Genomic DNA, 23,093 nt, shown 5'->3' with positions numbered 1-23,093 from the left:
TGAATATGAATTAATTTATTTGGGCTGCAACAGCTCTCGTACGAGGGGCAATGTGACAGCACGTTTTGTTTCTAGTGAGTAGGCATCCAAAGCATCAATTAGGGCCATGAGGTTAGGCATATCGCGATAAAAGCGATTTAATAACCAAGGTAATACATCTGGGGATAAAACTAAGCCGCGCGCTTGCGCCGCTTGTTGTAAAGCTTCTATTTTCTCATCATCGCACAAAAGGTGGGTTTGAAAGATCAAACCCCATCCCAGGCGGGTGCGAAGGTCTTCTCTGAGCTTTAAAGCGCCCGGGGCGGCATTGCCAGCCATGAAAATATGAACTGCTTTGCTACCCTGAATCGCATTCAGAATGCGAAATAAAGAGGCCACCAAGCGCTCATCCAGTCTATCCACGTCATCCACAGTGATTACAGAGGGTTTATCGCTTGCGCAGAGGGCGGGCAAGCCTTCCTCGAGGCGTACCCAGGAAATGGGCTCATTGGGAGTGAGGGGGAAGTGTTCTAAATCCAATTGTTGGGCTGCGTTGCCAATTGCATCGAGTAGGTGGGTGCGACCAGAGCCTTCTGATCCCCACCAATAGATCCAGCGTTGATTCAGGGGATTCTCGCTGACTAATCTTGGAGTGTGTGATTCCCAGGATTTGACTAGGGCTACTAAAGCAGAGTGCAGCGCCCCATTTTCTCCAGCTAAAAAATTACTTAAACTGGGTTTGGGCGTATGACCAATGTCGAGCGCAAACTGCTTTGGTAGTGAAGGCTTATTCATTGCTGCAGAAATTTACTTTTGATACCAAGGGCTTTGGGTATAGCGTGACCAGCCATATTGCAAAAGCACTAAACCGACTGCGCTGATTGGTAATGCTAAGAGCACGCCAAAAAAGCCAAATAAGTTTCCAAACAGTAGCAATGCAAATAGCACGGCAACTGGATGAAGGCCAATACGCTCGCCCACTAGGCGTGGCGTGAGGAAGAAGCCTTCAATGAATTGACCCAGCCCGTATAGCACCAGCACGCCAATGATTGCACCCTCCGGTCCAAATTGCAGAAGGGCTGCGAGGATGGCCAAGGTGAACCCCACGGTAATGCCAATATAAGGAATCACAATCATGAGTGCAGTGAATACGCCTAAGGCCACAGCGCCTTTAATTCCAATGATGCTTAATCCAGTGCTATAAAAAACAGACATGATGGAAATCACCATGAGCATCCCCCTGAGATACTGGGAGAGTAAGCCATCAGCATGCTTGATTAAATGGTGTACGGTATCTTGTGCTCTCAGGGGCACAATTTTTTTCAGTAACTGAAAAAAATGATCCCAGTCGATCAGTAGATAAAACATCACAAATAATGTCAGCACTGCATTGACGAATCCGGTAATTACTGAGCTACCAGACATCAATACCGTCTCTAGTGTGGATGTCATCAGCGCATCAGAATTGTCATTGAGATGCGTCGTAATTTTCTCGGTGGCGCTGGATTTAAGAGTGCTCCAATCCACATGGACATTAAATTCACTCAGTTTTGGCTCAAGCCAGGCTTGCGTGTTTTGAATCCATTCTGGAAATTGCGCCTTGATTAGAGGGATTTCGGTTTTGAGGAGCGTAATAAATAGGCTCAAAATCAAAAAAACCACTCCCAGGCCCAGAATCATGGCAATCGCTGCTGCAGCTGCGCGGGGTAGCTTATGCCCCTCAAGCCACAAGCAAACTGGGCGCAAGGCATAAGCCAGAATAAATGCGGTTAGAAAAGGGGTAAAAATTTCAGCCATCGTGCTCGAATCCTCTAGAATTCAATGATTCTACCGACCAAGTAGCGTTTTTTACTAATTTTCTATCTCTGCCATGAACTCAACTACCAATTCTTCCTCAAAAGGCCTTTCCTACCGTGACGCTGGTGTCGATATCGATGCTGGAGACGATTTGGTAGACCGCATTAAGCCTTTGGCTAAGAAAACCATGCGCGAAGGCGTATTGGCGGGTATTGGTGGCTTTGGTGCCCTGTTTGAGGTGCCAAAACGCTACAAAGAGCCAGTATTGGTATCTGGTACTGACGGCGTTGGCACAAAGCTCAGATTAGCCTTTGAGTGGAATCGTCATGACACGATCGGCCAGGATTTGGTGGCAATGAGTGTGAATGACATTTTGGTTCAGGGTGCTGAACCTCTCTTTTTTCTAGACTACTTCGCATGCGGAAAGCTCACTGTCGACACTGCGGCTACTGTCGTTGGTGGCATCGCTAAGGGCTGTGAATTGTCAGGATGCGCATTGATTGGTGGTGAAACTGCTGAGATGCCGGGTATGTATCCTCCAGGTGAATACGACTTAGCCGGCTTTGCTGTTGGCGCTGTTGAAAAATCTAAAATCATTACTGGTGCAACGATTGCCCCGGGAGATGTGGTTTTGGCAATTGCTTCGAGTGGTGCCCATTCCAATGGTTATTCATTAGTTCGTAAAATTATTGAGCGTGCTGGCGCAAAACCAACTGATGATTTGGGTGGCCGTTCATTGGGCGATGTGGTGATGGCCCCTACACAAATTTACGTGAAGCAGCTGTTGAAGTTGATCAATGAGATCGATGTAAAGGGTATAGCTCATATTACTGGTGGCGGTTTAGTGGATAACGTGCCGCGTGTGCTCCCAGAAAATACGCAAGCTGTATTACATCGCGATAGCTGGCAAATGCCAGAACTCTTCCGCTGGTTGCAGATGAAGGGTGGCGTGGCTGATGCAGAAATGGTGCGCGTATTTAACTGCGGTATTGGTATGGTGGTCATTGTGCCTGCCGATCAAGCAGATGCTGCAATTCAATCACTTAAGGCTGAAGGTTTGCATGCTTGGACCGTTGGTGAAGTTGTAGAACGTCCAACTGGCGCGCCACAAACTATCGTTATTTAATACTCCTAAAGCCTATTTGCTGAGGCTTTGCTTGCAGCAATCAAGTGCTGCATTTAACTCATGCGAGTTGAAGGGGTCGAAAGTTTTTCTTCCAGCAATTGCACGCAACCACGTTAACTGTCGCTTACCAAGTTGCCTAGTAGCTGCCAGTGCTTTGTAGCGCATTTCAGCTAGATCCACTTCTCCGGATAAGAACTCCCAGACTTGTCGATAGCCAACAGAGCGAATCGCAGGTAAGTCACCATGCAGGTTTGGATTTTTTCTAAGTAGCTGAACCTCTTCTAACAATCCTCCAATGAGCATTTCATCAAATCTTTTTTCTAGGTTCTGATGTAAGCGCGAGCGATCGCTGGGTTCTAGCGAAATGAGGTCAATCCACTCCGGAATAGTTGAACCTTCTCTGCCATCTTCGCTTGGAGCATCCGCTAGTAGTTCTGACATTGGTTTGCCGGCGATTTCAAAAACTTCTAAAGCACGCTGTACCCGTTGAGAATCATTGGGTTGCAAACGCGCCGCAGTGATGGGGTCTACTTTGGCGAGTTCGGCATGCATCGCAGGCCAGCCAATCAATTTGCCTTGCTCATCGAGGCGGGCGCGGATTTCAGGATCTGCAGGCGGTAAAGAAGAGAGGCCATAGGCCCAGGCCCGCCAATACAGCATCGTGCCGCCCACCACAATAGGAATATTCCCACGATCACGAATTTCTACGCATAGTCGCTTGGCATCATTTGCAAAGCGCGCTGCTGAATAGGATTCAGTGGGCTCTAAGATATCAATCAGGTGGTGTTGAACCGCAGCCTGCTCTGCTTTGCTTGGTTTGGCGCTTCCAATATCTAATCCGCGATAAACCAGGGCAGAGTCCATGCTGATGATTTCAACCGTTCTACCTATGAGCTTGGCATGCTCTGCCAAAGCCATGGCGAGATGGGTTTTGCCTGCGCCTGTGGGGCCAACAATACAGAGTATGGGTGGCTGAAGAGGTGAATGCGTAGGCTGAATGTGAGGTTCAGTTTGCATAAGACATTATAGGAATGAAACGCTGCAATCTCTATTGAGATTGACGAGCCTACTGCTTAATGCAGTTTTGTTTGGCTCTCTAGGGTAGCAATATGCTCACGAATGTCTGCTGCATCTTCTGCGCCAGGCATTTCGCTTAAGTAGCGATGAAGGTCGGCTATCGCAGGACGAACGTACTCTAGTTGCGCGAAGATCAAGCCGCGATCTCGAATCTCTTCACTTGACTCTGGTAACAAAATGACAAGGCGCTCTTGAATGCCCAGAAGACGCTCCCAACGCTCGTCTTCGGAGTAAATCATTTTGAGATTTCTCATAAGGCGGGAGAGAATTTCTCGAGAGCTAGAGGCGCGCAAGAAAATATTGAGTGGCAGACTGAGTTCACCACGATAGCCTTTGGCATCGAGGTAAGGGTCGAGCATTTCCTGCAATTGATTCTTGGAGAGGGACTCGCCATTCAATGGATCCATGATGATTTCACCTTGTTGTAAGGAGATGCGCATCATGAAGTGATTGGGGAAAGATACCCCACGAATATTCAAACCAATTTGCTGACCAAGCTCCATCATCAAGATTGCTAAGGAGATTGGAATGCCACGACGATTCTTAATGATTTGATGAAGATAAGAATTCTCGGGCGCGTAAAAATCATTCGGATTTGGGCCAAATCCCAATTCGTTGTAAAAGAAATGCTTGAGCAATTGCAGGCGCTGAATCGGTGGTGTATCAGAGGTAATGCGTTGCTTCAGCTTATTTCCCCATTGATCGATCTGATCGAGAACGCCTTGAACATCGAGATCAGGATAAGCATGTTGCGCAACTGCTACCGTTGCCTCCGTTAAAGGGAGGTGCTCGTCCTCAGCTACGAGGGATGTGAAATAGTCAAGTTGTTGTGTTGACATAAAAGCTATTTTGCATGACGCAGGAATTTTTGCCAGCGAATGCCAACAAGCCAGAGGGCTGCAAAATAAACTACTGCTGCAGCAGCTAGCCAGGCAGCTACTAATCCAATGCGGATCCAGGGGCTAGATTGCAGTGCGATCCAATCGTGTGCAGTGGCTGCGTAATACAAAAGAAATGCAAAAGGTATTAAGGCAAGTAAGAGCTGCCCTAAGTACTTTAACCATGCAGCGCTAGGTAGAGCACCGCGACGATGTAGGCCAACCCACAGTAGCGTTGCATTTAGGCAGGCGCCAGCACCCACGGAAAGGGCAAGGCCGGCATGGCCTAGCCAGGGAACAAAAGCTAAATTAGCCAATTGGGTTGCTGCCAAGACCAACAAACCAATTTTCACTGGTGTGCGGATGTCTTGTCGTGAATAAAAGCCGGGAGCCAGGATCTTCACCAAAATGAGACCAATGAGTCCAACGCCATAAGCTGCCAGTGCACGCTGTGTCATGAGGACATCCATGGCATTGAACTTGCCGTAGTGATATAGCACCGCTGCTAGCGGCTCACCAAAAATAAAGAGAGCAATTGCGCAAGGGGCCGCTAGCAAAAAGGTGAGCTGCAATCCCCAAATGAGAAGTTCGCCAGCATGTACTAAATCGTTTTTTGCATTTGCCTTACTCAGACTTGGCAGTAAGACAGTTCCTAGCGCTACGCCTAAGAGGGCCGTCGGAAACTCCATCAGACGATCCGCATAAGAGAGCCAGGACACACTACCGGTTTGTAAGCGAGAGGCAATATTGGTATTGATGATCAGGGAAATCTGGGCAACGGAGACTGCAAATACCGCAGGACCCATGAGTTTCATGACGCGCTTTGCATCTGGATTTTGAATGGCTGCTTTGATGGCTCCGGGCAAGAGACTCACTCTAGGCAATAAGCCGAGGCGGGATAGCGCTGGAACTTGAATCGCAAGCTGCAAGAAGCCACCCACAAGGACGCCAATGCTCAAGGCATAAATCGGTTGATCCAGATGGGGTGCCAAGAAGATGGCGCTGCCGATCAGGGCTAAATTGAGTAAAACTGGGGTAAATGCTGGAATAGCGAAGCGGCCAAAAGTATTGAGAATCCCGGCTGATAGGGAAACCATGGAAATAAGGCCAATGTAAGGGAACATGATTCGGGTCATGACTACGCTTGCCTCGTATGCTGGACCTCCCTCAAAGCCCGTAGCAATCGCCAAAATCAACAGGGGGGCACCGATCACCCCCAGGAGTACCGTGAGCAACAAAGCCCAGAATAAGAGCGTGGCAACGGCATTTACGAGGATTTGGGACTGTTTTACGTCACCCTTACTCGAAATTTCCCCCAAAATGGGTACAAATGCCTGAGAAAAGGCCCCTTCGGCAAAGAGTCGGCGTAGCAAATTAGGCAGTCTAAAAGCCACATTAAAGGCATCCGTCCACTCTGAAGCCCCAAAACTACGGGCAATCAGGGTCTCCCGGAGGAGTCCAGTGATCCTAGAGAGCATGGTGAGGGAGCTAACCTTGGCGGCAGCAGAAAGCAGATTCATGGGCTAATTTTCCCCTATTTATCAAGCGACTGGGCTTTTTTAGTCCTTCTTTAATGTAAAATCTTGAGTTTTGGTGAGTCAGTTTACAAATTTGGCGAACCCACACAGAATTTTAGTTAACCGTATTTTGTAATTTTCATATAGCAAGGTTTAAAGATGGCCAATACCGCACAAGCGCGTAAACGCGCACGGCAGGCAGTAAAACAGAATGAGCACAACTCCAGTTTGCGTTCAAAGCTTCGCACTTCCATCAAGGCAGTTCGTAAAGCAATTGAAACTGGCGACAAGGCTGCTGCAGCTAAAGTGTTCGCAGCAACTCAATCAACAATCGACAAGATTGCTGATAAAAGGATTGCTCACAAAAATACTGCATCACGTCAGAAGTCACGTTTGTCTGCAGCAATTAAGGCAATGGCAGCGTAAGACTTTTATAGTTTTAGGCAGACTCTAGAGTGATTGAGGTCTAAGCCCGCTCCTTATCAGAGCGGGTTTTTGTTTTTAGGACTTGGATTGTGAATTCGGTTCGAATTCACAGGCCTCTTCGATTGGTAGGCTGTTGTCTTTGGCAAAGTTCATGACAAAGTCGAGCGCTCTCGGATCAAGGTCTCTGAGTCTGGTATCAATAACAACGCATTTCACTTTTGCAATAACCACTGGCCTGACATAAGGTGAGTAAGTGAAGCGGGGGTCACCAGCATCGCCTAGTGGGCGAAAAGTGGCCATCACTCCGCAAAGACGTTCGGCCCAGTCGCTGGGACGAAAAGGTTTGCCAGAAGTTGTAATGCCTTGAATAAAAAGCTTTTTGTGGTTCAAGTTGGCGTAGAAATCGTTGTAAGGAATCAGTGTTACTCAGCCCCCTAGCTTAACAGTCTGCGAAGGCCTTAAGATGACTTTAGGAACTATTTTCGTGCAGCTCGGCACCCCAAACAAAAAATGCAAGCTAAAACTCTAGTAGAAAGCTCAACAATGACATCTTTGGCAAAGCCTCAAGTGCCTGGCCAGGTTAAGCATTACTTGCAGTTTGCTGACCTGACACGCGAAGAGTATGACTATCTCCTCAAACGTTCTGCTTGGCTCAAGACCAAGTTTAAAAGTTACGAGACTTGGCATCCCCTGCACGATCGCACTCTAGCGATGATCTTTGAGAAGCATTCGACTCGTACTCGTCTTTCTTTTGAGGCTGGCATACACCAGCTTGGCGGGCATGCGGTATACCTGAACACTAGAGATACCCAGTTGGGTCGTGGCGAGCCTGTAGAGGACGCTGCGCAGGTCATTTCTAGGATGACTGACATCATCATGATCCGCACTTTCGGCCAGGAAATTATTGAGCGCTTTGCTGCGAATTCTCGCGTGCCAGTGATCAATGGCCTTACTAATGAATACCACCCTTGCCAAGTATTAGCCGATATCTTTACTTTCGTTGAGGCTCGCGGCCCAATCCAAGGCAAAACTGTAGCTTGGGTAGGTGATGCCAATAATATGACCTATACCTGGATACAGGCAGCCGAGTGTTTAGATTTCCAAATTCGCTTCTCTGCGCCAGGCGGCTATCAGCTTGATGAGTCTAGGTTGACTGCTAAAGCGAAGCAACACCTTACTGTTTGCGCTGATCCAAAAGATGCCTGCAAGGATGCTGACTTAGTGACTACCGATGTATGGACCAGCATGGGTTATGAGGATGAGAACACCTCACGCATGAGCGCCTTTAAGGGCTGGATGGTAGATGAAGAATTAATGTCTTTGGCTAAGCCAGATGCCTTGTTCATGCATTGCCTGCCAGCCCATCGTGGTGAAGAGGTTTCTGCGGAAGTGATCGATGGTCCTCAAAGTATTGTTTGGGAAGAAGCTGAAAATCGTCTGCATGTTCAAAAGGCGTTGATGGAGTATTTGCTCTGCGGCCGTTCGGATTAACTTTTTTGAAGCAACTTGTTTTGGTTGGTTATTAGTTTATTTTTAATTGAAAAGAAATCATGTCTGATATTAAAAAAGTAGTTTTAGCGTATTCCGGTGGTCTTGACACTAGCGTGATCTTGAAATGGCTTCAAGATACTTATCAATGCGAGATTGTTACTTTCACGGCTGATTTAGGTCAAGGTGAAGAGCTTGAGCCAGCACGTGCCAAAGCGCTGCAGTTTGGTATCAAGCCAGAAAATATTTTTATCGATGACTTGCGTGAAGAGTTTGTTCGTGACTTTGTATTCCCAATGTTTCGCGCCAATACGATTTACGAAGGCGAGTATCTTTTAGGTACTTCCATCGCGCGCCCATTAATCGCTAAGCGTCAAATTGAAATTGCTCGCCAAACTGGCGCTGATTCTGTATCGCATGGTGCTACTGGAAAAGGTAATGACCAAGTTCGTTTTGAGTTGGGTTACTACGCACTTGAGCCAGGAATCAAAGTCATTGCTCCGTGGCGTGAGTGGGATCTCCTCTCTCGTGAAAAATTGATGGCTTATGCAGAAAAGCATGGCATTCCAGTTGAGATGAAGCACAAGCAAGGCGGTTCCCCATACTCCATGGATGCCAACTTATTGCATATCAGTTATGAAGGTCGCCATCTCGAGAACCCAAATGCTGAAGCAGAAGAATCCATGTGGCGCTGGACGGTCTCTCCTGAGAAGGCTCCAGATACCCCAGAAATTATTGAAATTGAATTCCGTGCTGGTGATCCAGTAGCAATCAATGGCAAGGCATATAAGCCGCATGAGTTGTTGGCTGAGCTCAATCGCATCGGTGGCATGCATGGCATTGGCCGACTTGACCTGGTTGAGAATCGCTTTGTCGGTATGAAGAGCCGCGGCTGCTATGAAACGCCTGGTGGCACTATTTTGCTGAAAGCACACCGCGGTATTGAGAGCATTACTTTGGATCGTGAAGTAGCTCACCTCAAAGATGATTTGATGCCACGTTACGCCAGTTTGATCTACAACGGTTTATGGTGGGCGCCAGAGCGTCTGGCTCTGCAAACATTGATCGATCATACGCAGCAGATGGTTAATGGCGTTGTGCGTTTGAAGCTGTATAAGGGATCTGTCTCTGTGATCTCACGTGATTCAGCGAACACCCTGTTTGATCAAACTATCGCCACCTTTGATGATGACGGTGGTGCATACAACCAAGCCGATGCTGGTGGATTCATCAAGCTCAATGCTTTGCGTATGCGAATTGCTGAAACGGCAAGACGTAAGCGTGCTAAATAATTCCGATAAATAACTAACTAGTAAATTCAGATTAGAAAGAATAAAGATGCAATTTGATCAAGTTTCTGTAGGCAAGAAAGCCAATGTATTTTTTGGTGGTAAGTGTGTATCTCATACTGTGACTTTGCCTAATGGCGTTCGTAAGTCTGTCGGCGTAGTGTTACCAAGCACTTTACGTTTTGACCTGAGCACTAAAGAAGTCATGGAGGTAGTCGATGGAACTGCATTTGTCAGCATCAACGGCGCTCCTGAAGTCGAATTCAAGGCCGGACAATGCTGGGAAGTGGAAAAGGGTGGTTATTTCATTATCCGTGCCGAGTCACCAGTGCATTATGTTTGCCACTTTGAATAAGTAAACAAGTAAGCAAGGGGAGTATTCCTCTTATATCCAAAACAAAAACGCAGACCGAGGTCTGCGTTTTTGTTTTACAGCTGTAAGTAGCCCCTTATTTCTTGGGTAGCCCTTGAATAACGGTACCCGGCACGATCACTCTTTCAGAGAACCACCGCTTATTCATCTCCAAAGCATAGCGAATTAGAGCTTGAGAGCAGTGATTATTAGTTGTCTGTGCTTGCATCTCTTCGATATTCACAATCTTGCCGTCATCAGCAATGAAGGCAATGGATAGCGGGATCTTGGTGTTGCTCATCCAGAAGCAATGCCCTGCTTTTTGCTCAAAGATAAACAGCATGCCTGAGTTGGTAGGCATGCTCGTACGATTCATGAGTCCGATTTCACGTGCTTTAGAGGTATCTGCCAGCTCTGCCTGAATACGATAGATGCCGACCTTCAACTCAACGTTTGGCAGGCCAGTATTAACTTGCGCGAACGCAGCAGCAGAAAAGATACTAGACGCTGTGACTAGTAAGGTAAGAATTTTTTTGATTTTGGATTGGAGTATGGTGTTCTGAGTGATCCGTTGTTGCGAGGGTAATTCTAAGTCAGGGTACAAGCGGGGTAAGAAAATTCAGGCGAAAAAAAACCCAGGAACAAGTCCTGGGTTTTTAATAATGATCTAAAGCAGATTAAGCTGCTTGGATATTAGTAGCTTGTTTGCCTTTAGGACCTTGGGTAATGTCAAACGTTACCTTTTGGTTTTCCTTGAGGGTTTTGAACCCAGGCATTGTGATTGCGCTGAAATGCGCAAACAACTCTTCTTCACCATCATCAGGTTTGATAAAGCCAAAACCTTTTGCATCATTGAACCACTTAACAATTCCGGTCGCCATGCGAACTCCATTACATAAACTTAAAACAACCGTGATGAGGGTGAATACTTTTTAATCAGTCTCGCTCTACAACACGCCTAAATAGGACTTCAAATAAAGCCTACCCCCTGATTGTTTGCCCTTTATGGTGGGGTGTCAAGGGGTTGGGTAAAGATAGTTACTGATAAAGCCCCCTTTTTTTATCGAAAAATGCCCCAATATGGGGTTAGGAGGCCTTTCTTGATGGTTTTTTGCAACAAAGCCCTCAAATCCAAATTTTTACATCTGTGTTTAGAATGTTTCTCATGAGTCGTACAACGAAAAATCCCACGGTTGGCAATCCAAACAACCCTCACATTGAAGACACCATTCTTCTCGAAAAGCAGGCCGAGAAATTAAAGGCGCCTTCGATGTATAAAGTTTTGCTATTGAATGACGATTACACGCCAATGGAATTTGTGGTGATGGTCATTCAGGAGTATTTTAATAAAGATCATGAGACAGCTACACGGATCATGTTGCAGGTTCATTTAGTTGGTAAAGGCATTTGCGGTGTATTCACGCGCGATGTTGCAGCAACAAAAGTGCATCAAGTTATCGAGCTCTCCCGCGAAGCGGGTCACCCACTACAGTGCACTATGGAGGAAGCATGATTGCCCAGGAACTAGAAGTCAGTTTGCACATGGCATTTGTTGATGCGCGAGCTTCAAGACATGAATTTATTACGGTCGAGCATTTGCTTGCCGCTTTGTTAGATAACGCTACGGCAGTCGAGGTTTTAAAAGCCTGCGCTGTCAATATTGCTGAGCTGTGTGCGCAACTTAAAAACTTTATTAATGACAACACACCGGTTGTCCCTGGTAACGATGAAGTTGATACGCAGCCAACATTAGGTTTTCAGCGGGTGATTCAGCGCGCCATCATGCATGTGCAATCCACATCAAGCGGCAAAAAAGAAGTGACTGGTGCAAACGTACTGGTTGCAATCTTTGGTGAAAAAGATTCGCATGCGGTCTACTTCTTGCAGCAACAAGGCGTGACTCGCTTGGATGTCGTGAACTTTATTAGCCACGGCGTACGCAAGGATCAAACTGAGCAAGTGAAGCATGCTGAATCAGCTCAGGAGACAGAAGACGCGACCTCTGGTGGTAAAGAGAGTCCATTGGAGCAATACACTCAGAACCTGAATGTCATGGCTAAACAGGGCAAGATTGATCCACTCATTGGTCGTGAGAGCGAAGTTGAGCGCGTGATTCAGGTGCTTTGCCGTCGTCGTAAAAATAATCCACTCTTAGTAGGTGAGGCTGGCGTGGGTAAGACCGCGATTGCTGAAGGCCTTGCCTGGAGAATTGTGAAGGGCGATGTGCCTGAAATCTTGGCTGATGCCACAGTCTATTCATTGGACATGGGCGCGCTCTTAGCGGGTACTAAATACCGCGGTGATTTTGAGCAACGCTTGAAGAGTGTTCTCAAGTCTTTAAAAGACAGCCCGCATGGTGTTTTATTTATTGATGAGATTCATACTCTGATTGGTGCTGGTGCGGCCTCAGGCGGTACATTAGATGCCAGCAATTTACTAAAGCCTGCTTTATCAAACGGCCAACTGAAGTGTATCGGCGCAACTACCTTTACTGAATATCGTGGCATTTTTGAAAAAGATGCGGCGCTATCACGTCGATTCCAGAAGGTAGATGTGGTGGAGCCAACCGTCGATCAGACTGTGCAAATCTTGCGTGGCCTCAAGTCTCGTTTTGAAGAGCATCACGGTGTTAAATACGCCTCTGCCGCTTTGGTGGCTGCGGCCGAACTGTCTTCACGCTATATCAATGATCGCCATTTGCCTGATAAGGCGATTGATGTAATTGATGAAGCAGGTGCAGCACAGCGCATTTTGCCAAAGTCTAAGCAGAAGAAAACGATTGGTCGCCCAGAGATTGAAGAGATTGTTGCGAAGATTGCTCGCATACCGCCACAGTCTGTGACGGTAGATGATCGTAGCAAGTTGCAAACACTGGATCGCGATATCAAGAGTGTGGTGTTTGGTCAGGACCCTGCAATTGAGGCATTGGCCAGCGCTATTAAGATGACCCGCGCGGGCCTTGGCAAGATTGATAGACCGATTGGCTCATTCTTGTTCTCTGGTCCAACTGGTGTTGGTAAGACTGAAGTTGCTAAACAGCTTGCCTATATTCTCGGGATTGAGCTTTTGCGTTTTGATATGTCGGAGTATATGGAGCGTCACGCTGTCAGCCGCTTGATTGGTGCTCCTCCAGGATATGTTGGCTTTGATCAAGGCGGCTTGCTGACTGAAGCCGTAAATAAAAAGCCACATTGCGTACTCTTGCTCGATGAAATTGAAAAAGCTCACCCAGATATTTTCAATATCCTTTTGCAGGTAATGGATCATGGCACCCTCACGGATAACAACGGCCGTAAGACCGACTTCCGTAATGTCATCATCATCATGACCACTAATGCTGGTGCAGAAGCGATGCAGAAGTCCACCATTGGCTTTACCAATGCTCGTGAGTCTGGTGATGAGATGGCGGATATCAAGAAGTTCTTCACACCAGAGTTCCGTAACCGTCTAGATGCGATTGTTTCCTTCAAGGCGCTTGATGAAACTATCATCATGCGTGTTGTGGATAAGTTCTTAATGCAGTTAGAAGAGCAATTGCATGAGAAGAAAGTGGATGCAACATTTAGTCCAGCATTGCGTGCACATCTGGCTAAGCATGGTTTTGACCCACTTATGGGTGCAAGGCCAATGCAGCGCATCATTCAAGATACGGTTCGTAAAGCGCTGGCCGATGAATTGTTATTCGGCAAGCTAGCGCAGGGCGGTCATGTGGACGTTGACATTGATGCTGATGGCAAAGTCCAACTTCAGTTTGATGCCCCCGTGATTCCGGGTAAGCGACCTAAGGCGGATGTAGCGCCAGTTGAAGAAATTTAACTTACTTTATCCTTAACTCTAAGTTACTCAAAAGCCACCTTCGGGTGGTTTTTGTATTTAATGTGGCGGCACCCCGCTGAATATCAGTCTTCACCCTGTAAATAAACTCTCATTCAAGCGCTGAGATAGGCTTTGCCAATGAGTTATATCTATTGTTGCGCTTAGAGAGTATCTTTAAGGTATCCGAAGGCTTATAACTGTTACAGCCTTGGGCTTCTCAACCTCACGTAACAGTCGTCCTCTCTAGCGAATTAGAGTAGGCCTCATTCTTCTCAGAAAATTTTTATATGTTTAAAAAACTTGCAACGGCAAGTTTAATTGCGCTTGTATGTAGCATGCCCCATGCTCAAATTAATATCGACACATCAGCGACTACTACAGGTGGTGCTATTACCAGTAGCCCTCTCAGTAATTCTGTTTCCACTGTCGGTGACGTCATAGCCGGCCCGTCGAGTTCAAGTGTTGGAGACCTTACTACTGGATCATCAAGCTCAACATCGCTCGGTGGATCGGTAGGAAACAGCTCTACAGGCGCCTCCAGCTCACAGGGAAATATTTCAGGAAACACCACCATTTCAACTTCCTATGAAGCCCCTAAGATTCCGGTAGCTACAGCATTTTCTCCGGCAAATCATCCCACTGCTCCCTGTATGGGGTCCACATCTATTGGGGGCTCTGCAGTCTTGTTTGGTTTTAGTGCTGGCCCATCCTGGGAGGCAACAGAGTGCATGACCTTTGAGGCAGCAAGATCATTTGATCAGGTTAGTATGTATGAAGATGCCTTAGCAATTAAATGCACCAGCAAATATTCTGCAGCTGCACCCAGCTGCATTAAGCTTCGTGAGCAGAAGGATGAATTGCGGAAAAAAGCGGAAGCGCTCGCATTTGATATACCTCAGCAGTTTGCTGTAATCTCAAACTTAGGCGCTAGCTATACCGAAACTATTGATCCCATATCTGGATTCAAAACAATCATTGACACTCGTGATGCGCGAATACATCCCATATTGAGTAGGTAACTAAGCTCTTCCTGTGCTTCCAAAACCACCTGCGCCGCGACTACTCTCAGTGAACTCTTCAACTACTTTGAGTTGAACTTGTTGCACTGGCATCACTACCAACTGAGCTAGGCGCTCCATAGGTTCGAGTTTGAATGCTGTAGATCCGCGATTCCAAGTGCTCACCATCAGTTGGCCTTGGTAGTCTGAATCAATCAGTCCCACGAGATTGCCCAGTACGATGCCATGTTTATGGCCCAAACCGGAGCGCGGGAGGATGAACGCTGCATAGCGTGGATCTTCTACATAAATCGCTAAACCTGTCGGGATGAGAACTATTTGTCCTGGAGCGATTTCAATGGCTTCATCAATGCAAGCGCGCAGATCCAAGCCGGCGCTACCTGGTGTGCCATAGCTTGGCAACTGGTCTCGCATACGTTCATCGAGAATTTTGACGTGAAGTTCTTGCATACAATTTCCTAAAGCAGGGTATTGGTTTGGAGAATTAAATTTTCTTAGCAACTAGCGCAATGAGTTGACGTGCTAGCTGAAGCTTGTCAGCTTTAGCAATTTTCTTGCTAGTGTTTTTTTCAACAATGAGTAATTCATTGAGATCGCTACCAAAAGTATCTGGGCCAATATTGCCCACAATCATCGGAATACCTTTGCGCTGCAGTTTTTCTTGTGCATGCTTCAGAAGATCTGTGGATTCTGCAGCAAAGCCAACGCAGAAAGGGTGAGGCTTACCACCTTTCGTTTTTACTGTCTTTGCAATATCCGCCAGAATGTCTGGATTAGCAATAAATTCAAGGCTTGGAGCCTGCTTACCTTGGCGCTTTATCTTCTCTTTGGCAGGTTTTGCAATACCCCAATCAGCAACGGCAGAAACCGCAAGGAAAATATCGCAGTCTGCAGATTGCATGGTGGCTGCGTGCATTTCTTTGGCGCTAACTACATTAGTGCGCGTAATTTTTCCAGTTGCAGCCAGTGGTGTATCTAACTCGCAAGGGCCGGCTATCAGGTGAACTTCTGCACCAGCCTCTACAGCGGCGCGAGCGATTGCAAACCCCATCTTGCCAGAGCTGCGATTGGTAATGCCGCGAACGGGATCAATTGCTTCAAAGGTAGGCCCGGCAGTAATTAAAACTCTCTTGTCTACCAACGGTTTCTTCTGGAAGAAGGCAATTAATTGTTCGGTAATTTCTGCGGGTTCAAGCATGCGACCAAAGCCAACTTCGCCGCACGCCTGAAAGCCACTTGCAGGGCCAAGTAATTTGACATTGTCTTTAATCAGTCGTTCAGCACTTCTTTGGGTTGCGGCATGCTCCCACATTTGTTTGTTCATGGCAGGAGCAAGCAATAAGGGGCAATCTCTCGCCAGGCAAAGTGTGGTGAGTAAGTCATCACCCAGGCCAAGAGATAGTTTAGCCATCAGATCTGCACTTGCCGGCGCAATCAAAATTGCATCTGCAGCTCTAGATAGTTCAATGTGAGCCATATTATTGGCAATGCTGCTATCCCATTGGCTGGTGTAAACCGGATTGCCTGTGAGCGCTTGCATGGTGACTGGTGTCACAAATTGTTGAGCAGCTTGGGTCATCACCACTTGAACGCTGGCACCTTCTTGTATTAACTGACGTGCTAGCTCAGCCGACTTATAGGCCGCAATGCCACCAGAAATGCCGAGAACGATTTTCTTATTTAAAAGTGATTGCATGGGGCCAGCTTAATGGGATTGAGGCGTTTTGCCAAATGACTTGCGAAGCTCGCTCCAAATAATGAGGCCAGCACCAATACAAATGGCGCTATCGGCAATATTGAAGGCAGGCCAATGCCAATTGGCGTAATGTAAATCTATAAAGTCGACTACAGTGCCATACATGATTCGATCCAAGACGTTCCCTAGCGCGCCTCCCAGAATGAGACTGAGAGCCCAGCAGAGCATTTTGTCGGCCAGACTCTTGCGTAGCAGCCAAAGGATATAAGCCGAAGCTGCTAAGCCCAGGAGTGTGAAGAACCAGCGCTGCCATCCCGAGCTCTGCGCTAAAAAAGAAAACGCGGCTCCTGGGTTAAATAACAGCAACCAGTTCATAAGTGGCAGGACGGGCTCAGGTACACCTAATTGAAGATTGCTTAAGGCAGACCATTTACTTAGTTGGTCTAGCAATAGCGTAATGATTGCAATCGCTAGATAACGAAGAAATGATAGGTTTGCGCTCACGATGTAGTGGTATGAATGCTGATTGTTTATGCAAACAAACGTGCTTCACCATCCCCAAAAAGATTGCTGATGCAGCGGTCGCATAACTCTGGATGTTCAGCATTAGCGCCAACATCGGCGGTGTGATGCCAGCAACGACCACATTTCTTATATTGACTGCCTCGCACAAGGACTTCTAGACCGCCATTACTCAATTCAATGTTGGCACTAGAGGTAATGGTGACAAAGCGCAAGTCATCTTCAAGAGAATGCAAAATTGCAAAATCGACATCACCCACTTTAATGGTGAGTTCAGCTTGCAAAGATGAGCCTACATTGCCAGCTTCACGCTCAATCTCAATTGCCTTGGTTACCTCGGAACGAATTTCTCGTACACGATTCCATTTGGCTAGAAGTTCAGTGGCTTGGACAATTTCTGGGAAGGTGCCGAACTCTTCCATGAAGATGGATTCACTGAGTTTTTCATTGGCCGCATGGGGGGGTGATGTCCAGGCTTCCTCTGCGGTAAAGGATAGGAATGGAGCCAACCACTTTAAAAGATTGCGAGTGATGTGAAACAGTGCATTTTGTGCGGCACGACGCTCTTTAGAGTCTGGGGCGCTGGTATAGAGGCGGTCTTTCAGAATATCTAAGTAAAAGCCACCTAAATCTTCCGAGCAGAAGGTGAGCATGCGCGCTACAGCAGGCTGGAACTCATAAGCCTTATAGTGAGCTTGCACTTCATTTTGTAATTGATTGGCGAGAGCAACAGCATAGCGATCAATCTCAAGCCATTCGCTTGCAGGCATGCTGTGCTTTGATGGATCAAAGTCGGAGAGGTTGGCTAGCAAGAAACGCAAAGTATTGCGAATACGACGATAGCTTTCCGCCACGCGCTTCAGAATCTCATCGGAAATGGTCATCTCACCGGAATAATCGGTAGACGCTACCCACAAACGAATAATCTCTGCACCCAGCTTGTCGGCAACCTGCTGAGGTGCAATGACATTACCCACAGACTTGCTCATCTTGTGGCCTTGACCATCGACGGTAAAGCCATGCGTTAGGAGTGCTTTGTATGGCGGCTTGCCATCGAGCATTGCGCCAGTAAGCAGAGATGAGTGGAGCCAACCACGATGTTGGTCTGAACCCTCAAGATACAAGTCAGCTAATCGACCATCTGTATTCTCAGCCTCAGGACGATAGAGCTCATCACGGTGTGAGCCGCGAATAACATGCCAGTGCGTAGTACCGGAATCAAACCACACATCCAAGGTGTCGCGATTCTTCTCATATTGAGATGCTTCTTCACCAAGCAGTTCAGCCACCTCAAGTTTTTGCCAAGCTTCAATACCTTCTTTTTCAACTCGTTTTGCAATCTCTTCGAGCAATTCCACTGTACGAGGATGTGGTTCACCGCTTTCCTTATGAACAAAGAAGGCCATGGGTACACCCCATTGACGTTGACGTGACAAGGCCCAATCTGGACGGTTGGCAATCATGCTCTTTAGGCGCTGCTTACCCCAGGCTGGGAAGAACTCAGTATTTTCAATGCCAGTTAATGCTGCCTCGCGCAGACTTGCTTTGCCATCAGATGGTTTCTTATCCATGCTTGCAAACCACTGTGAGGTTGCACGATAAATAATCGGCGACTTGTGACGCCAGCAGTGCATGTAGGAGTGGGTATAAGTCTTATCGCGCAAGAGGCTACCTGCCTCACGCATAGCTTCGACAATCTTGGGGTTGGCTTTCCAAATGTATTCGTTGGCAAAGAGTGGCAACCAAGAGGCGTAGACGCCATTACCCATGACTGGGTTCAAGATATCTTTATCGGCTAACTTATTTGCTTTGCAAGACTTAAAGTCTTCCTCACCATAGGCTGGTGCAGAGTGCACAACACCAGTACCAGTGTCGAGCGTGACGTATTCAGCTGGGTAGATTGGTGAGAGGCGCTTGTATCCCTCATGCAATGGAGCGAGCGGATGCCAGAATGAGATGTTGGCTAATTGACTGCCTAAACAAGTAGCAATGACTTTACCTTCAAGGCCAAAATCTTCGAGGCAAGTCTCTACTCGGTCTTTTGCCAAGATGAGCAATTTGTCACCCGTATCAACTAAGGCGTAAGTGAGCTCTGGGTGAACATTCAAGGCCTGATTAGATGGAATAGTCCAAGGTGTTGTGGTCCAAATCACAATCATTCCGGGCTTGGCTGGAATCTCAGGTAGGCCAAATGCTTTTGCTAATTGTGGACGCTGCGCATCATCAAAAGCAAAACCAACGTCGACCGTTGGATCGGTCTTATCTTGGTATTCCACTTCAGCTTCAGCTAGCGCAGAGCCGCAATCAAAGCACCAGTTCACTGGCTTGAGGCCACGGAAGACATAACCCTTTTCCCAGATTTTCCCGAGCGCACGAATTTCATCGGCCTCATTGCGGTAATTCATAGTGAGGTAAGGGTTATTCCAGTCGCCCAACACGCCCAAACGCTCAAAACCTTCTTTCTGCTTATCTACCTGCACCTTAGCGTAGGCACGGGCTTTTGATTGAACTTCAGCAGTAGGTAAATTTTTGCCAAATTCTTTTTCAATCTGAATCTCAATCGGCATGCCGTGGCAATCCCAGCCTGGTACGTATGCAGAGTCGAAGCCCATCAACCAGCGGGACTTCACGATCATATCCTTGAGGATCTTATTTACTGCATGACCAATATGAATATCGCCGTTTGCATATGGGGGACCATCATGCAAAATAAATTTTGGTTGATTGGCATGTGCTGCACGAATCTTTTCGTAGAGTTTATTTTTCTGCCATTGAGCAACCCATTGAGGCTCACGCTTTGGTAGGTCTCCCCGCATTGGGAATGAGGTCTCTAGAAGATTAACAGGATAAGAGTTTTCTTTTTCAGACATAAGCTTTTTTCTGGAAATAATTTCTGGCATGCGCTGCATCAGATGCAATCGCCTTGGTAAGGGTGTCGAGGTCAGAGTACTTGGCCTCGTCACGGATTTTTTCTAAGAGTTCAACGGTAATAATTTTTCCGTAAACATCTGCGTTGTAATCAAAGATGTGTGTCTCTAAGAGAACGCGACCTTCGTCTTCGACTGTTGGCCTTACCCCGAGGCTGGCTACAGCAGGAAGTGGCTTGTCTCCAAGGTCTACTACTTGTGCAGTAAAGATGCCAGAGCAGGCAGGTTTACGGTGATGGAGGTGGTTGGCAACAGCGAGATTGAGTGTGGGGAAGCCTAAAGTGCGCCCTAGCTTTTGTCCATGAATGACATGACCAGAAATGCCATAAGGGCGACCTAATAGTTTGCTGGCTTGATCCATCTCTCCATTAGCCAAAGCATTTCGTAATGCTGAGCTAGAAATGCGCTCACCATTCTCAAGGACGGTGTGAATGCTAGAAACTTCAAAACCATATTTTTCACCAGCAGCTTTGAGACTTGCAAAGTTCCCTGCGCGTTTTGCGCCATAACAAAAATCATCCCCAATCAAAATCCATTTGGCGTTGAGTTGTTTGATGATGATCTCAGAAACGAACTCTTCTGGAGTAAGTCGAGCAAAAGCTGTATTGAAATGTTCTACCACTACACGATCGATGCCGATGTCAGCAAAGGCGGCAAGCTTATCGCGTAAATTTAAAATGCGAGGGGGCGCTTGCTCTGGGGAAAAGAATTCTTTCGGATGTGGTTCGAAAGTCATCACACAGCTAACCAAGCCACGCTCTTGGGCGCCATCCTTCAGTTGTTTGAGCAGGGCGCGATGACCCCTATGCACGCCATCGAAATTACCGATGGTTAAGGCACAAGCCGGTCCTGCAGAAAACTGGGTGGGGCCACGGAATACGTTCACTAAATCGCTTTCAGGGTCGCTTTCGGGGTAACCATCAATTATATTGTGGGCATGCCATCTATCGTTATCTTAATCTCAGGCCGCGGATCCAATTTCGAGGCTATCGTCAAAACAGCTCAAAAAGAGCAGTGGCCCGTCACGTTTGCAGGGGTGATCGCTAATCACTCTGCGGCTAAGGGCCTTGATTTTGCTCGCTCTCAGGGCATTCCTGCCTTTGCTATTGAGCACAAAGGGCATGCTACGCGCGAGTCCTTTGATGCCGCCCTGATTGCGAAAATCGATGAATTGGGGGCGGATTTAGTGGTTCTTGCGGGTTTTATGCGCATTCTGACCCCGGACTTTATCCGCCATTTTGAGGGTCGACTCATCAATATTCACCCAGCCTTACTACCAGCCTTCCCGGGTTTGCATACCCACGAGCGGGCTTTGGAGGCTGGCGTAGCCGAACATGGTGCCAGCGTGCACTTTGTTACCGAGGGTGTCGATGAAGGCCCTATCATCTGCCAGGCCTCAGTCCCCGTGCTCCCAAACGATGATGCAGATAGTTTGGCGGCACGGGTTTTAGCTGCTGAGCATCAGATTTACCCGCGGGCCGTAAAATGGTTCCTAGATGGACGATTGCGAATAGAAGGTAATCAAGTTCAGGTTCAACCACCGGAGTCGCAATTAATAAAATTATGAGTAAAGAACGTTCATCCCGCGGAGCCGGTACTGGCTCAAAGTCTGGATCCAGATCTGGATCACGCTTAGGCCCACAAAAGAGTTATGCCGCTAAATCTAAGGATCCATTGCGTCGCCCAGAGCGTCGTAATGCGAGCGGAAATATCATTGCGCCCGAAGGTCAAAAAAACTTTTCCAATGCAAAAGCATTGCCACAACATGCGATTCATTTAGAACGCTTCCTGCCAGAACTACTTAATTTTGAGCAACCAGCTGATCGTGTAGTGAGTCGGTATTTCCGCTCTGAACCACAGCTAGGTAATCGCGATCGCGCTTTGATTGCTGAAAGTGCTTTTGCCATCTTACGTCGTAAAAATGAGTTCTCTCAGTTTGCCTCTAGCGGTGAAGGTTCCCAGGCTAGACGTTTAGCCCTATTGGGTTTGCTGTCCGCTCTGTCTGAGGGTGGCCTAGGTTCCGCTAATCGTGCTGAGAGTGCGATTGCCGACTTAGCTCACGTACTCAAGACGGGCGAGTACGAGTGGTTGCAGCGTTTTGCGACAGTCGATCCATCAGCACTGAATGCCTTGGTTCGCAATAATTTGCCGGAATGGTTATGGGATGCTTTTGGAAAATATCCTGGTGAAGAATCTCGCGAAGAGTTAGCTAAATCACTCATGCATCCCGCTCTTTTGGATTTGCGTGCAAACACCATGAAGACAACTCGTGAGCAATTGCTTGCTGAGATGAATGCCCTTGGCGGTCGCTATCAAGCAATCCCAACTCCGTATGCTCCTGATGGTGTGCGCATTATGGGTAAGCCCGCTTTGCAAAATACTGTTGGCTTTAAAGCAGGGATGTTTGAGGTTCAAGATGAAGGCAGTCAGCTCTTGGCTTATTTACTTGCTCCTAAGCGTGGTGAGATGGTGGTGGACTTTTGCGCGGGTGCTGGCGGCAAGACTTTGGCGATTGGAGCCATCATGCGCTCCACAGGCCGTTTGTATGCACTGGACACATCAGAGCGTCGCTTGGCTAATTTGAAGCCACGTCAGGCTCGTAGTGGACTTTCTAATGTCCATCCCGTTTGGATTGATAGCGAGAATGACACCAAGATCAAGCGCTTGGCCGGCAAGATTGACCGCGTTTTAGTTGATGCACCCTGCAGTGGTATGGGTACTTTGCGCCGCAATCCGGATCTGAAATGGCGTCAGACCCCAGAAGGGGTTCTGGAGCTCAATCAAAAGCAAATGAATATATTGGCTTCTGCAAGTCGCTTACTCAAGCCAGGAGGCCGCTTGGTTTACGCCACATGCAGCTTATTACCTCAAGAAAACCAGCAAATTGCTGAAGATTTCTTGGCAAAGCACCCCAATTTTGAGGTTGTTCCAGCAGCCGAGGTTCTTAAGCCATTGTTTCCAAAGGATAAAATTCCTATGGGATGCAGCCCCGACAACCCTTGGTGGCAGCTTTGGCCCCATATTCACGGCACCGATGGCTTCTTTGGGGCTGTTTTCCAAAAGAAGGCTTCCGCTCCTATTGAGAAGATTGATCAGGGTGACGTAAAAGGCGAAGAAAAAGAGATCAAGATCAAAACCAAGAAAGTCGCTAAAGAACTAAAATAAGGGTTTACACCTCCTATTA

At 47.4% G+C, this 23,093-nt stretch carries 23 protein-coding genes; 10 read left to right on the top strand and 13 right to left on the bottom strand.

From position 1 onward, the window contains the following. Positions 1-15: 15 nt before the first annotated feature. Positions 16-774, bottom strand: a complete 759-nt coding sequence (gene hda, locus DXE44_RS07715) for a DnaA regulatory inactivator Hda (protein ID WP_114653925.1) — start codon at positions 772-774, stop codon at positions 16-18. A gap of 12 nt (positions 775-786) precedes the next feature. Then, a complete protein-coding gene (locus DXE44_RS07710; RefSeq protein ID WP_114653924.1) occupies positions 787-1,776 on the bottom strand; it encodes an AI-2E family transporter in 990 nt (329 codons plus the stop codon). A gap of 73 nt (positions 1,777-1,849) precedes the next feature. Here DXE44_RS07710 and purM point away from each other — a divergent pair, with 73 nt between their 5' ends. Further along, complete coding sequence (gene purM / locus DXE44_RS07705; protein WP_114653923.1) at positions 1,850-2,902, top strand: phosphoribosylformylglycinamidine cyclo-ligase; 1,053 nt, start codon at positions 1,850-1,852, stop codon at positions 2,900-2,902. Between the two features lie 12 nt (positions 2,903-2,914). Here purM and miaA read toward each other — a convergent pair whose 3' ends face one another. The 3 genes from miaA to murJ are packed head-to-tail and all read right to left on the bottom strand — an operon-like array spanning position 2,915 to position 6,377. Next, positions 2,915-3,919 (bottom strand): tRNA (adenosine(37)-N6)-dimethylallyltransferase MiaA, encoded by a 1,005-nt coding sequence (gene miaA / locus DXE44_RS07700; protein ID WP_114653922.1) that lies wholly within the window; start codon positions 3,917-3,919, stop codon positions 2,915-2,917. A gap of 56 nt (positions 3,920-3,975) precedes the next feature. After that, a complete protein-coding gene (locus tag DXE44_RS07695; protein WP_114653921.1) occupies positions 3,976-4,818 on the bottom strand; it encodes a SirB1 family protein in 843 nt (280 codons plus the stop codon). Positions 4,819-4,823: 5 nt separating this feature from the next. Next, a complete protein-coding gene (gene murJ, locus DXE44_RS07690; RefSeq protein WP_114653920.1) occupies positions 4,824-6,377 on the bottom strand; it encodes a murein biosynthesis integral membrane protein MurJ in 1,554 nt (517 codons plus the stop codon). A 156-nt stretch (positions 6,378-6,533) separates the two neighbouring features. Between murJ and rpsT the strand changes: the two genes are divergently transcribed. Beyond that, positions 6,534-6,800 (top strand): 30S ribosomal protein S20, encoded by a 267-nt coding sequence (gene rpsT / locus DXE44_RS07685; RefSeq protein WP_114653919.1) that lies wholly within the window; start codon positions 6,534-6,536, stop codon positions 6,798-6,800. A gap of 75 nt (positions 6,801-6,875) precedes the next feature. Here the strand turns inward: rpsT and DXE44_RS07680 are convergent, their stop codons facing one another. Then, positions 6,876-7,190 (bottom strand): DUF3579 domain-containing protein, encoded by a 315-nt coding sequence (locus DXE44_RS07680; RefSeq protein ID WP_114653918.1) that lies wholly within the window; start codon positions 7,188-7,190, stop codon positions 6,876-6,878. Positions 7,191-7,343: 153 nt separating this feature from the next. Between DXE44_RS07680 and argF the strand changes: the two genes are divergently transcribed. From argF to ppnP, 3 genes are read left to right on the top strand one after another with little or no spacing between them, the layout of a single operon-like run. Beyond that, a complete protein-coding gene (gene argF, locus DXE44_RS07675; RefSeq protein WP_174221127.1) occupies positions 7,344-8,291 on the top strand; it encodes an ornithine carbamoyltransferase in 948 nt (315 codons plus the stop codon). A 59-nt stretch (positions 8,292-8,350) separates the two neighbouring features. Beyond that, positions 8,351-9,580, top strand: a complete 1,230-nt coding sequence (locus DXE44_RS07670) for an argininosuccinate synthase (protein ID WP_114653916.1) — start codon at positions 8,351-8,353, stop codon at positions 9,578-9,580. 46 nt (positions 9,581-9,626) lie between these two features. After that, complete coding sequence (gene ppnP, locus DXE44_RS07665; protein WP_114653915.1) at positions 9,627-9,932, top strand: pyrimidine/purine nucleoside phosphorylase; 306 nt, start codon at positions 9,627-9,629, stop codon at positions 9,930-9,932. Between the two features lie 94 nt (positions 9,933-10,026). Here ppnP and DXE44_RS07660 read toward each other — a convergent pair whose 3' ends face one another. Together DXE44_RS07660 and DXE44_RS07655 are read right to left on the bottom strand one after the other, a co-directional pair. Further along, positions 10,027-10,533 (bottom strand): DUF192 domain-containing protein, encoded by a 507-nt coding sequence (locus DXE44_RS07660; protein ID WP_415065362.1) that lies wholly within the window; start codon positions 10,531-10,533, stop codon positions 10,027-10,029. A 73-nt stretch (positions 10,534-10,606) separates the two neighbouring features. Further along, positions 10,607-10,810 (bottom strand): cold-shock protein, encoded by a 204-nt coding sequence (locus DXE44_RS07655; protein WP_011903586.1) that lies wholly within the window; start codon positions 10,808-10,810, stop codon positions 10,607-10,609. A 275-nt stretch (positions 10,811-11,085) separates the two neighbouring features. On the opposite strand from DXE44_RS07655, the gene clpS reads away from it, so the two are divergent. The 3 genes from clpS (at position 11,086) to DXE44_RS07640 (ending at position 14,764) form a co-directional block, all read left to right on the top strand. Continuing rightward, positions 11,086-11,442 (top strand): ATP-dependent Clp protease adapter ClpS, encoded by a 357-nt coding sequence (gene clpS / locus DXE44_RS07650; RefSeq protein WP_062310600.1) that lies wholly within the window; start codon positions 11,086-11,088, stop codon positions 11,440-11,442. Continuing rightward, positions 11,439-13,745, top strand: a complete 2,307-nt coding sequence (gene clpA / locus DXE44_RS07645; RefSeq protein ID WP_114653914.1) for an ATP-dependent Clp protease ATP-binding subunit ClpA — start codon at positions 11,439-11,441, stop codon at positions 13,743-13,745. Before clpS ends, clpA begins: the two co-directional genes overlap by 4 nt. A gap of 335 nt (positions 13,746-14,080) precedes the next feature. Beyond that, entirely contained in the window at positions 14,081-14,764 is a 684-nt protein-coding gene (locus DXE44_RS07640; RefSeq protein ID WP_231970622.1) for a hypothetical protein, read from the top strand. Here the strand turns inward: DXE44_RS07640 and dut are convergent, their stop codons facing one another. The 5 genes from dut to DXE44_RS07615 are packed head-to-tail and all read right to left on the bottom strand — an operon-like array spanning position 14,765 to position 20,795. After that, entirely contained in the window at positions 14,765-15,214 is a 450-nt protein-coding gene (gene dut, locus DXE44_RS07635) for a dUTP diphosphatase (RefSeq protein WP_114653912.1), read from the bottom strand. A gap of 34 nt (positions 15,215-15,248) precedes the next feature. Then, the gene (gene coaBC / locus DXE44_RS07630; protein ID WP_114653911.1) at positions 15,249-16,460 is read right to left on the bottom strand and encodes a bifunctional phosphopantothenoylcysteine decarboxylase/phosphopantothenate--cysteine ligase CoaBC; all 1,212 of its coding nucleotides are present in this window, start codon (positions 16,458-16,460) and stop codon (positions 15,249-15,251) included. 9 nt (positions 16,461-16,469) lie between these two features. Continuing rightward, positions 16,470-16,964 (bottom strand): signal peptidase II, encoded by a 495-nt coding sequence (gene lspA / locus DXE44_RS07625; protein WP_114653910.1) that lies wholly within the window; start codon positions 16,962-16,964, stop codon positions 16,470-16,472. 26 nt (positions 16,965-16,990) lie between these two features. Beyond that, entirely contained in the window at positions 16,991-19,870 is a 2,880-nt protein-coding gene (ileS, locus tag DXE44_RS07620; protein ID WP_415065540.1) for an isoleucine--tRNA ligase, read from the bottom strand. Next, complete coding sequence (locus DXE44_RS07615) at positions 19,845-20,795, bottom strand: bifunctional riboflavin kinase/FAD synthetase (RefSeq protein ID WP_114653908.1); 951 nt, start codon at positions 20,793-20,795, stop codon at positions 19,845-19,847. Before DXE44_RS07615 ends, ileS begins: the two co-directional genes overlap by 26 nt. A gap of 51 nt (positions 20,796-20,846) precedes the next feature. Between DXE44_RS07615 and purN the strand changes: the two genes are divergently transcribed. Next, positions 20,847-21,476, top strand: coding sequence for a phosphoribosylglycinamide formyltransferase (gene purN / locus DXE44_RS07610; RefSeq protein WP_114653907.1), 630 nt, complete (start codon positions 20,847-20,849; stop codon positions 21,474-21,476). Beyond that, complete coding sequence (locus tag DXE44_RS07605; RefSeq protein ID WP_114653906.1) at positions 21,473-23,074, top strand: RsmB/NOP family class I SAM-dependent RNA methyltransferase; 1,602 nt, start codon at positions 21,473-21,475, stop codon at positions 23,072-23,074. Before purN ends, DXE44_RS07605 begins: the two co-directional genes overlap by 4 nt. Positions 23,075-23,093: the final 19 nt, after the last annotated feature.

This window comes from Polynucleobacter necessarius, assembly GCF_900095175.1.
Lineage (GTDB): Bacteria > Pseudomonadota > Gammaproteobacteria > Burkholderiales > Burkholderiaceae > Polynucleobacter > Polynucleobacter necessarius_I.
Note: the sequence above shows the minus strand (reverse complement) of the source record. Positions and strands in the feature narration are given on the sequence as shown.

Excerpts from the sequence above, each read along its gene's own strand:
- hda (WP_114653925.1), bottom strand. The coding sequence starts at position 774 with ATGAATAAGCCTTCACTACCAAAGCAGTTTGCGCTCGACATTGGTCAT.
- DXE44_RS07710 (WP_114653924.1), bottom strand. The coding sequence starts at position 1,776 with ATGGCTGAAATTTTTACCCCTTTTCTAACCGCATTTATTCTGGCTTAT.
- purM (WP_114653923.1), top strand. The coding sequence starts at position 1,850 with ATGAACTCAACTACCAATTCTTCCTCAAAAGGCCTTTCCTACCGTGAC.
- miaA (WP_114653922.1), bottom strand. The coding sequence starts at position 3,919 with ATGCAAACTGAACCTCACATTCAGCCTACGCATTCACCTCTTCAGCCA.
- DXE44_RS07695 (WP_114653921.1), bottom strand. The coding sequence starts at position 4,818 with ATGTCAACACAACAACTTGACTATTTCACATCCCTCGTAGCTGAGGAC.
- murJ (WP_114653920.1), bottom strand. The coding sequence starts at position 6,377 with ATGAATCTGCTTTCTGCTGCCGCCAAGGTTAGCTCCCTCACCATGCTC.
- rpsT (WP_114653919.1), top strand. The coding sequence starts at position 6,534 with ATGGCCAATACCGCACAAGCGCGTAAACGCGCACGGCAGGCAGTAAAA.
- argF (WP_174221127.1), top strand. The coding sequence starts at position 7,344 with ATGACATCTTTGGCAAAGCCTCAAGTGCCTGGCCAGGTTAAGCATTAC.
- DXE44_RS07670 (WP_114653916.1), top strand. The coding sequence starts at position 8,351 with ATGTCTGATATTAAAAAAGTAGTTTTAGCGTATTCCGGTGGTCTTGAC.
- ppnP (WP_114653915.1), top strand. The coding sequence starts at position 9,627 with ATGCAATTTGATCAAGTTTCTGTAGGCAAGAAAGCCAATGTATTTTTT.
- DXE44_RS07655 (WP_011903586.1), bottom strand. The coding sequence starts at position 10,810 with ATGGCGACCGGAATTGTTAAGTGGTTCAATGATGCAAAAGGTTTTGGC.
- clpS (WP_062310600.1), top strand. The coding sequence starts at position 11,086 with ATGTTTCTCATGAGTCGTACAACGAAAAATCCCACGGTTGGCAATCCA.
- clpA (WP_114653914.1), top strand. The coding sequence starts at position 11,439 with ATGATTGCCCAGGAACTAGAAGTCAGTTTGCACATGGCATTTGTTGAT.
- DXE44_RS07640 (WP_231970622.1), top strand. The coding sequence starts at position 14,081 with ATGCCCCATGCTCAAATTAATATCGACACATCAGCGACTACTACAGGT.
- dut (WP_114653912.1), bottom strand. The coding sequence starts at position 15,214 with ATGCAAGAACTTCACGTCAAAATTCTCGATGAACGTATGCGAGACCAG.
- coaBC (WP_114653911.1), bottom strand. The coding sequence starts at position 16,460 with ATGCAATCACTTTTAAATAAGAAAATCGTTCTCGGCATTTCTGGTGGC.
- purN (WP_114653907.1), top strand. The coding sequence starts at position 20,847 with ATGCCATCTATCGTTATCTTAATCTCAGGCCGCGGATCCAATTTCGAG.
- DXE44_RS07605 (WP_114653906.1), top strand. The coding sequence starts at position 21,473 with ATGAGTAAAGAACGTTCATCCCGCGGAGCCGGTACTGGCTCAAAGTCT.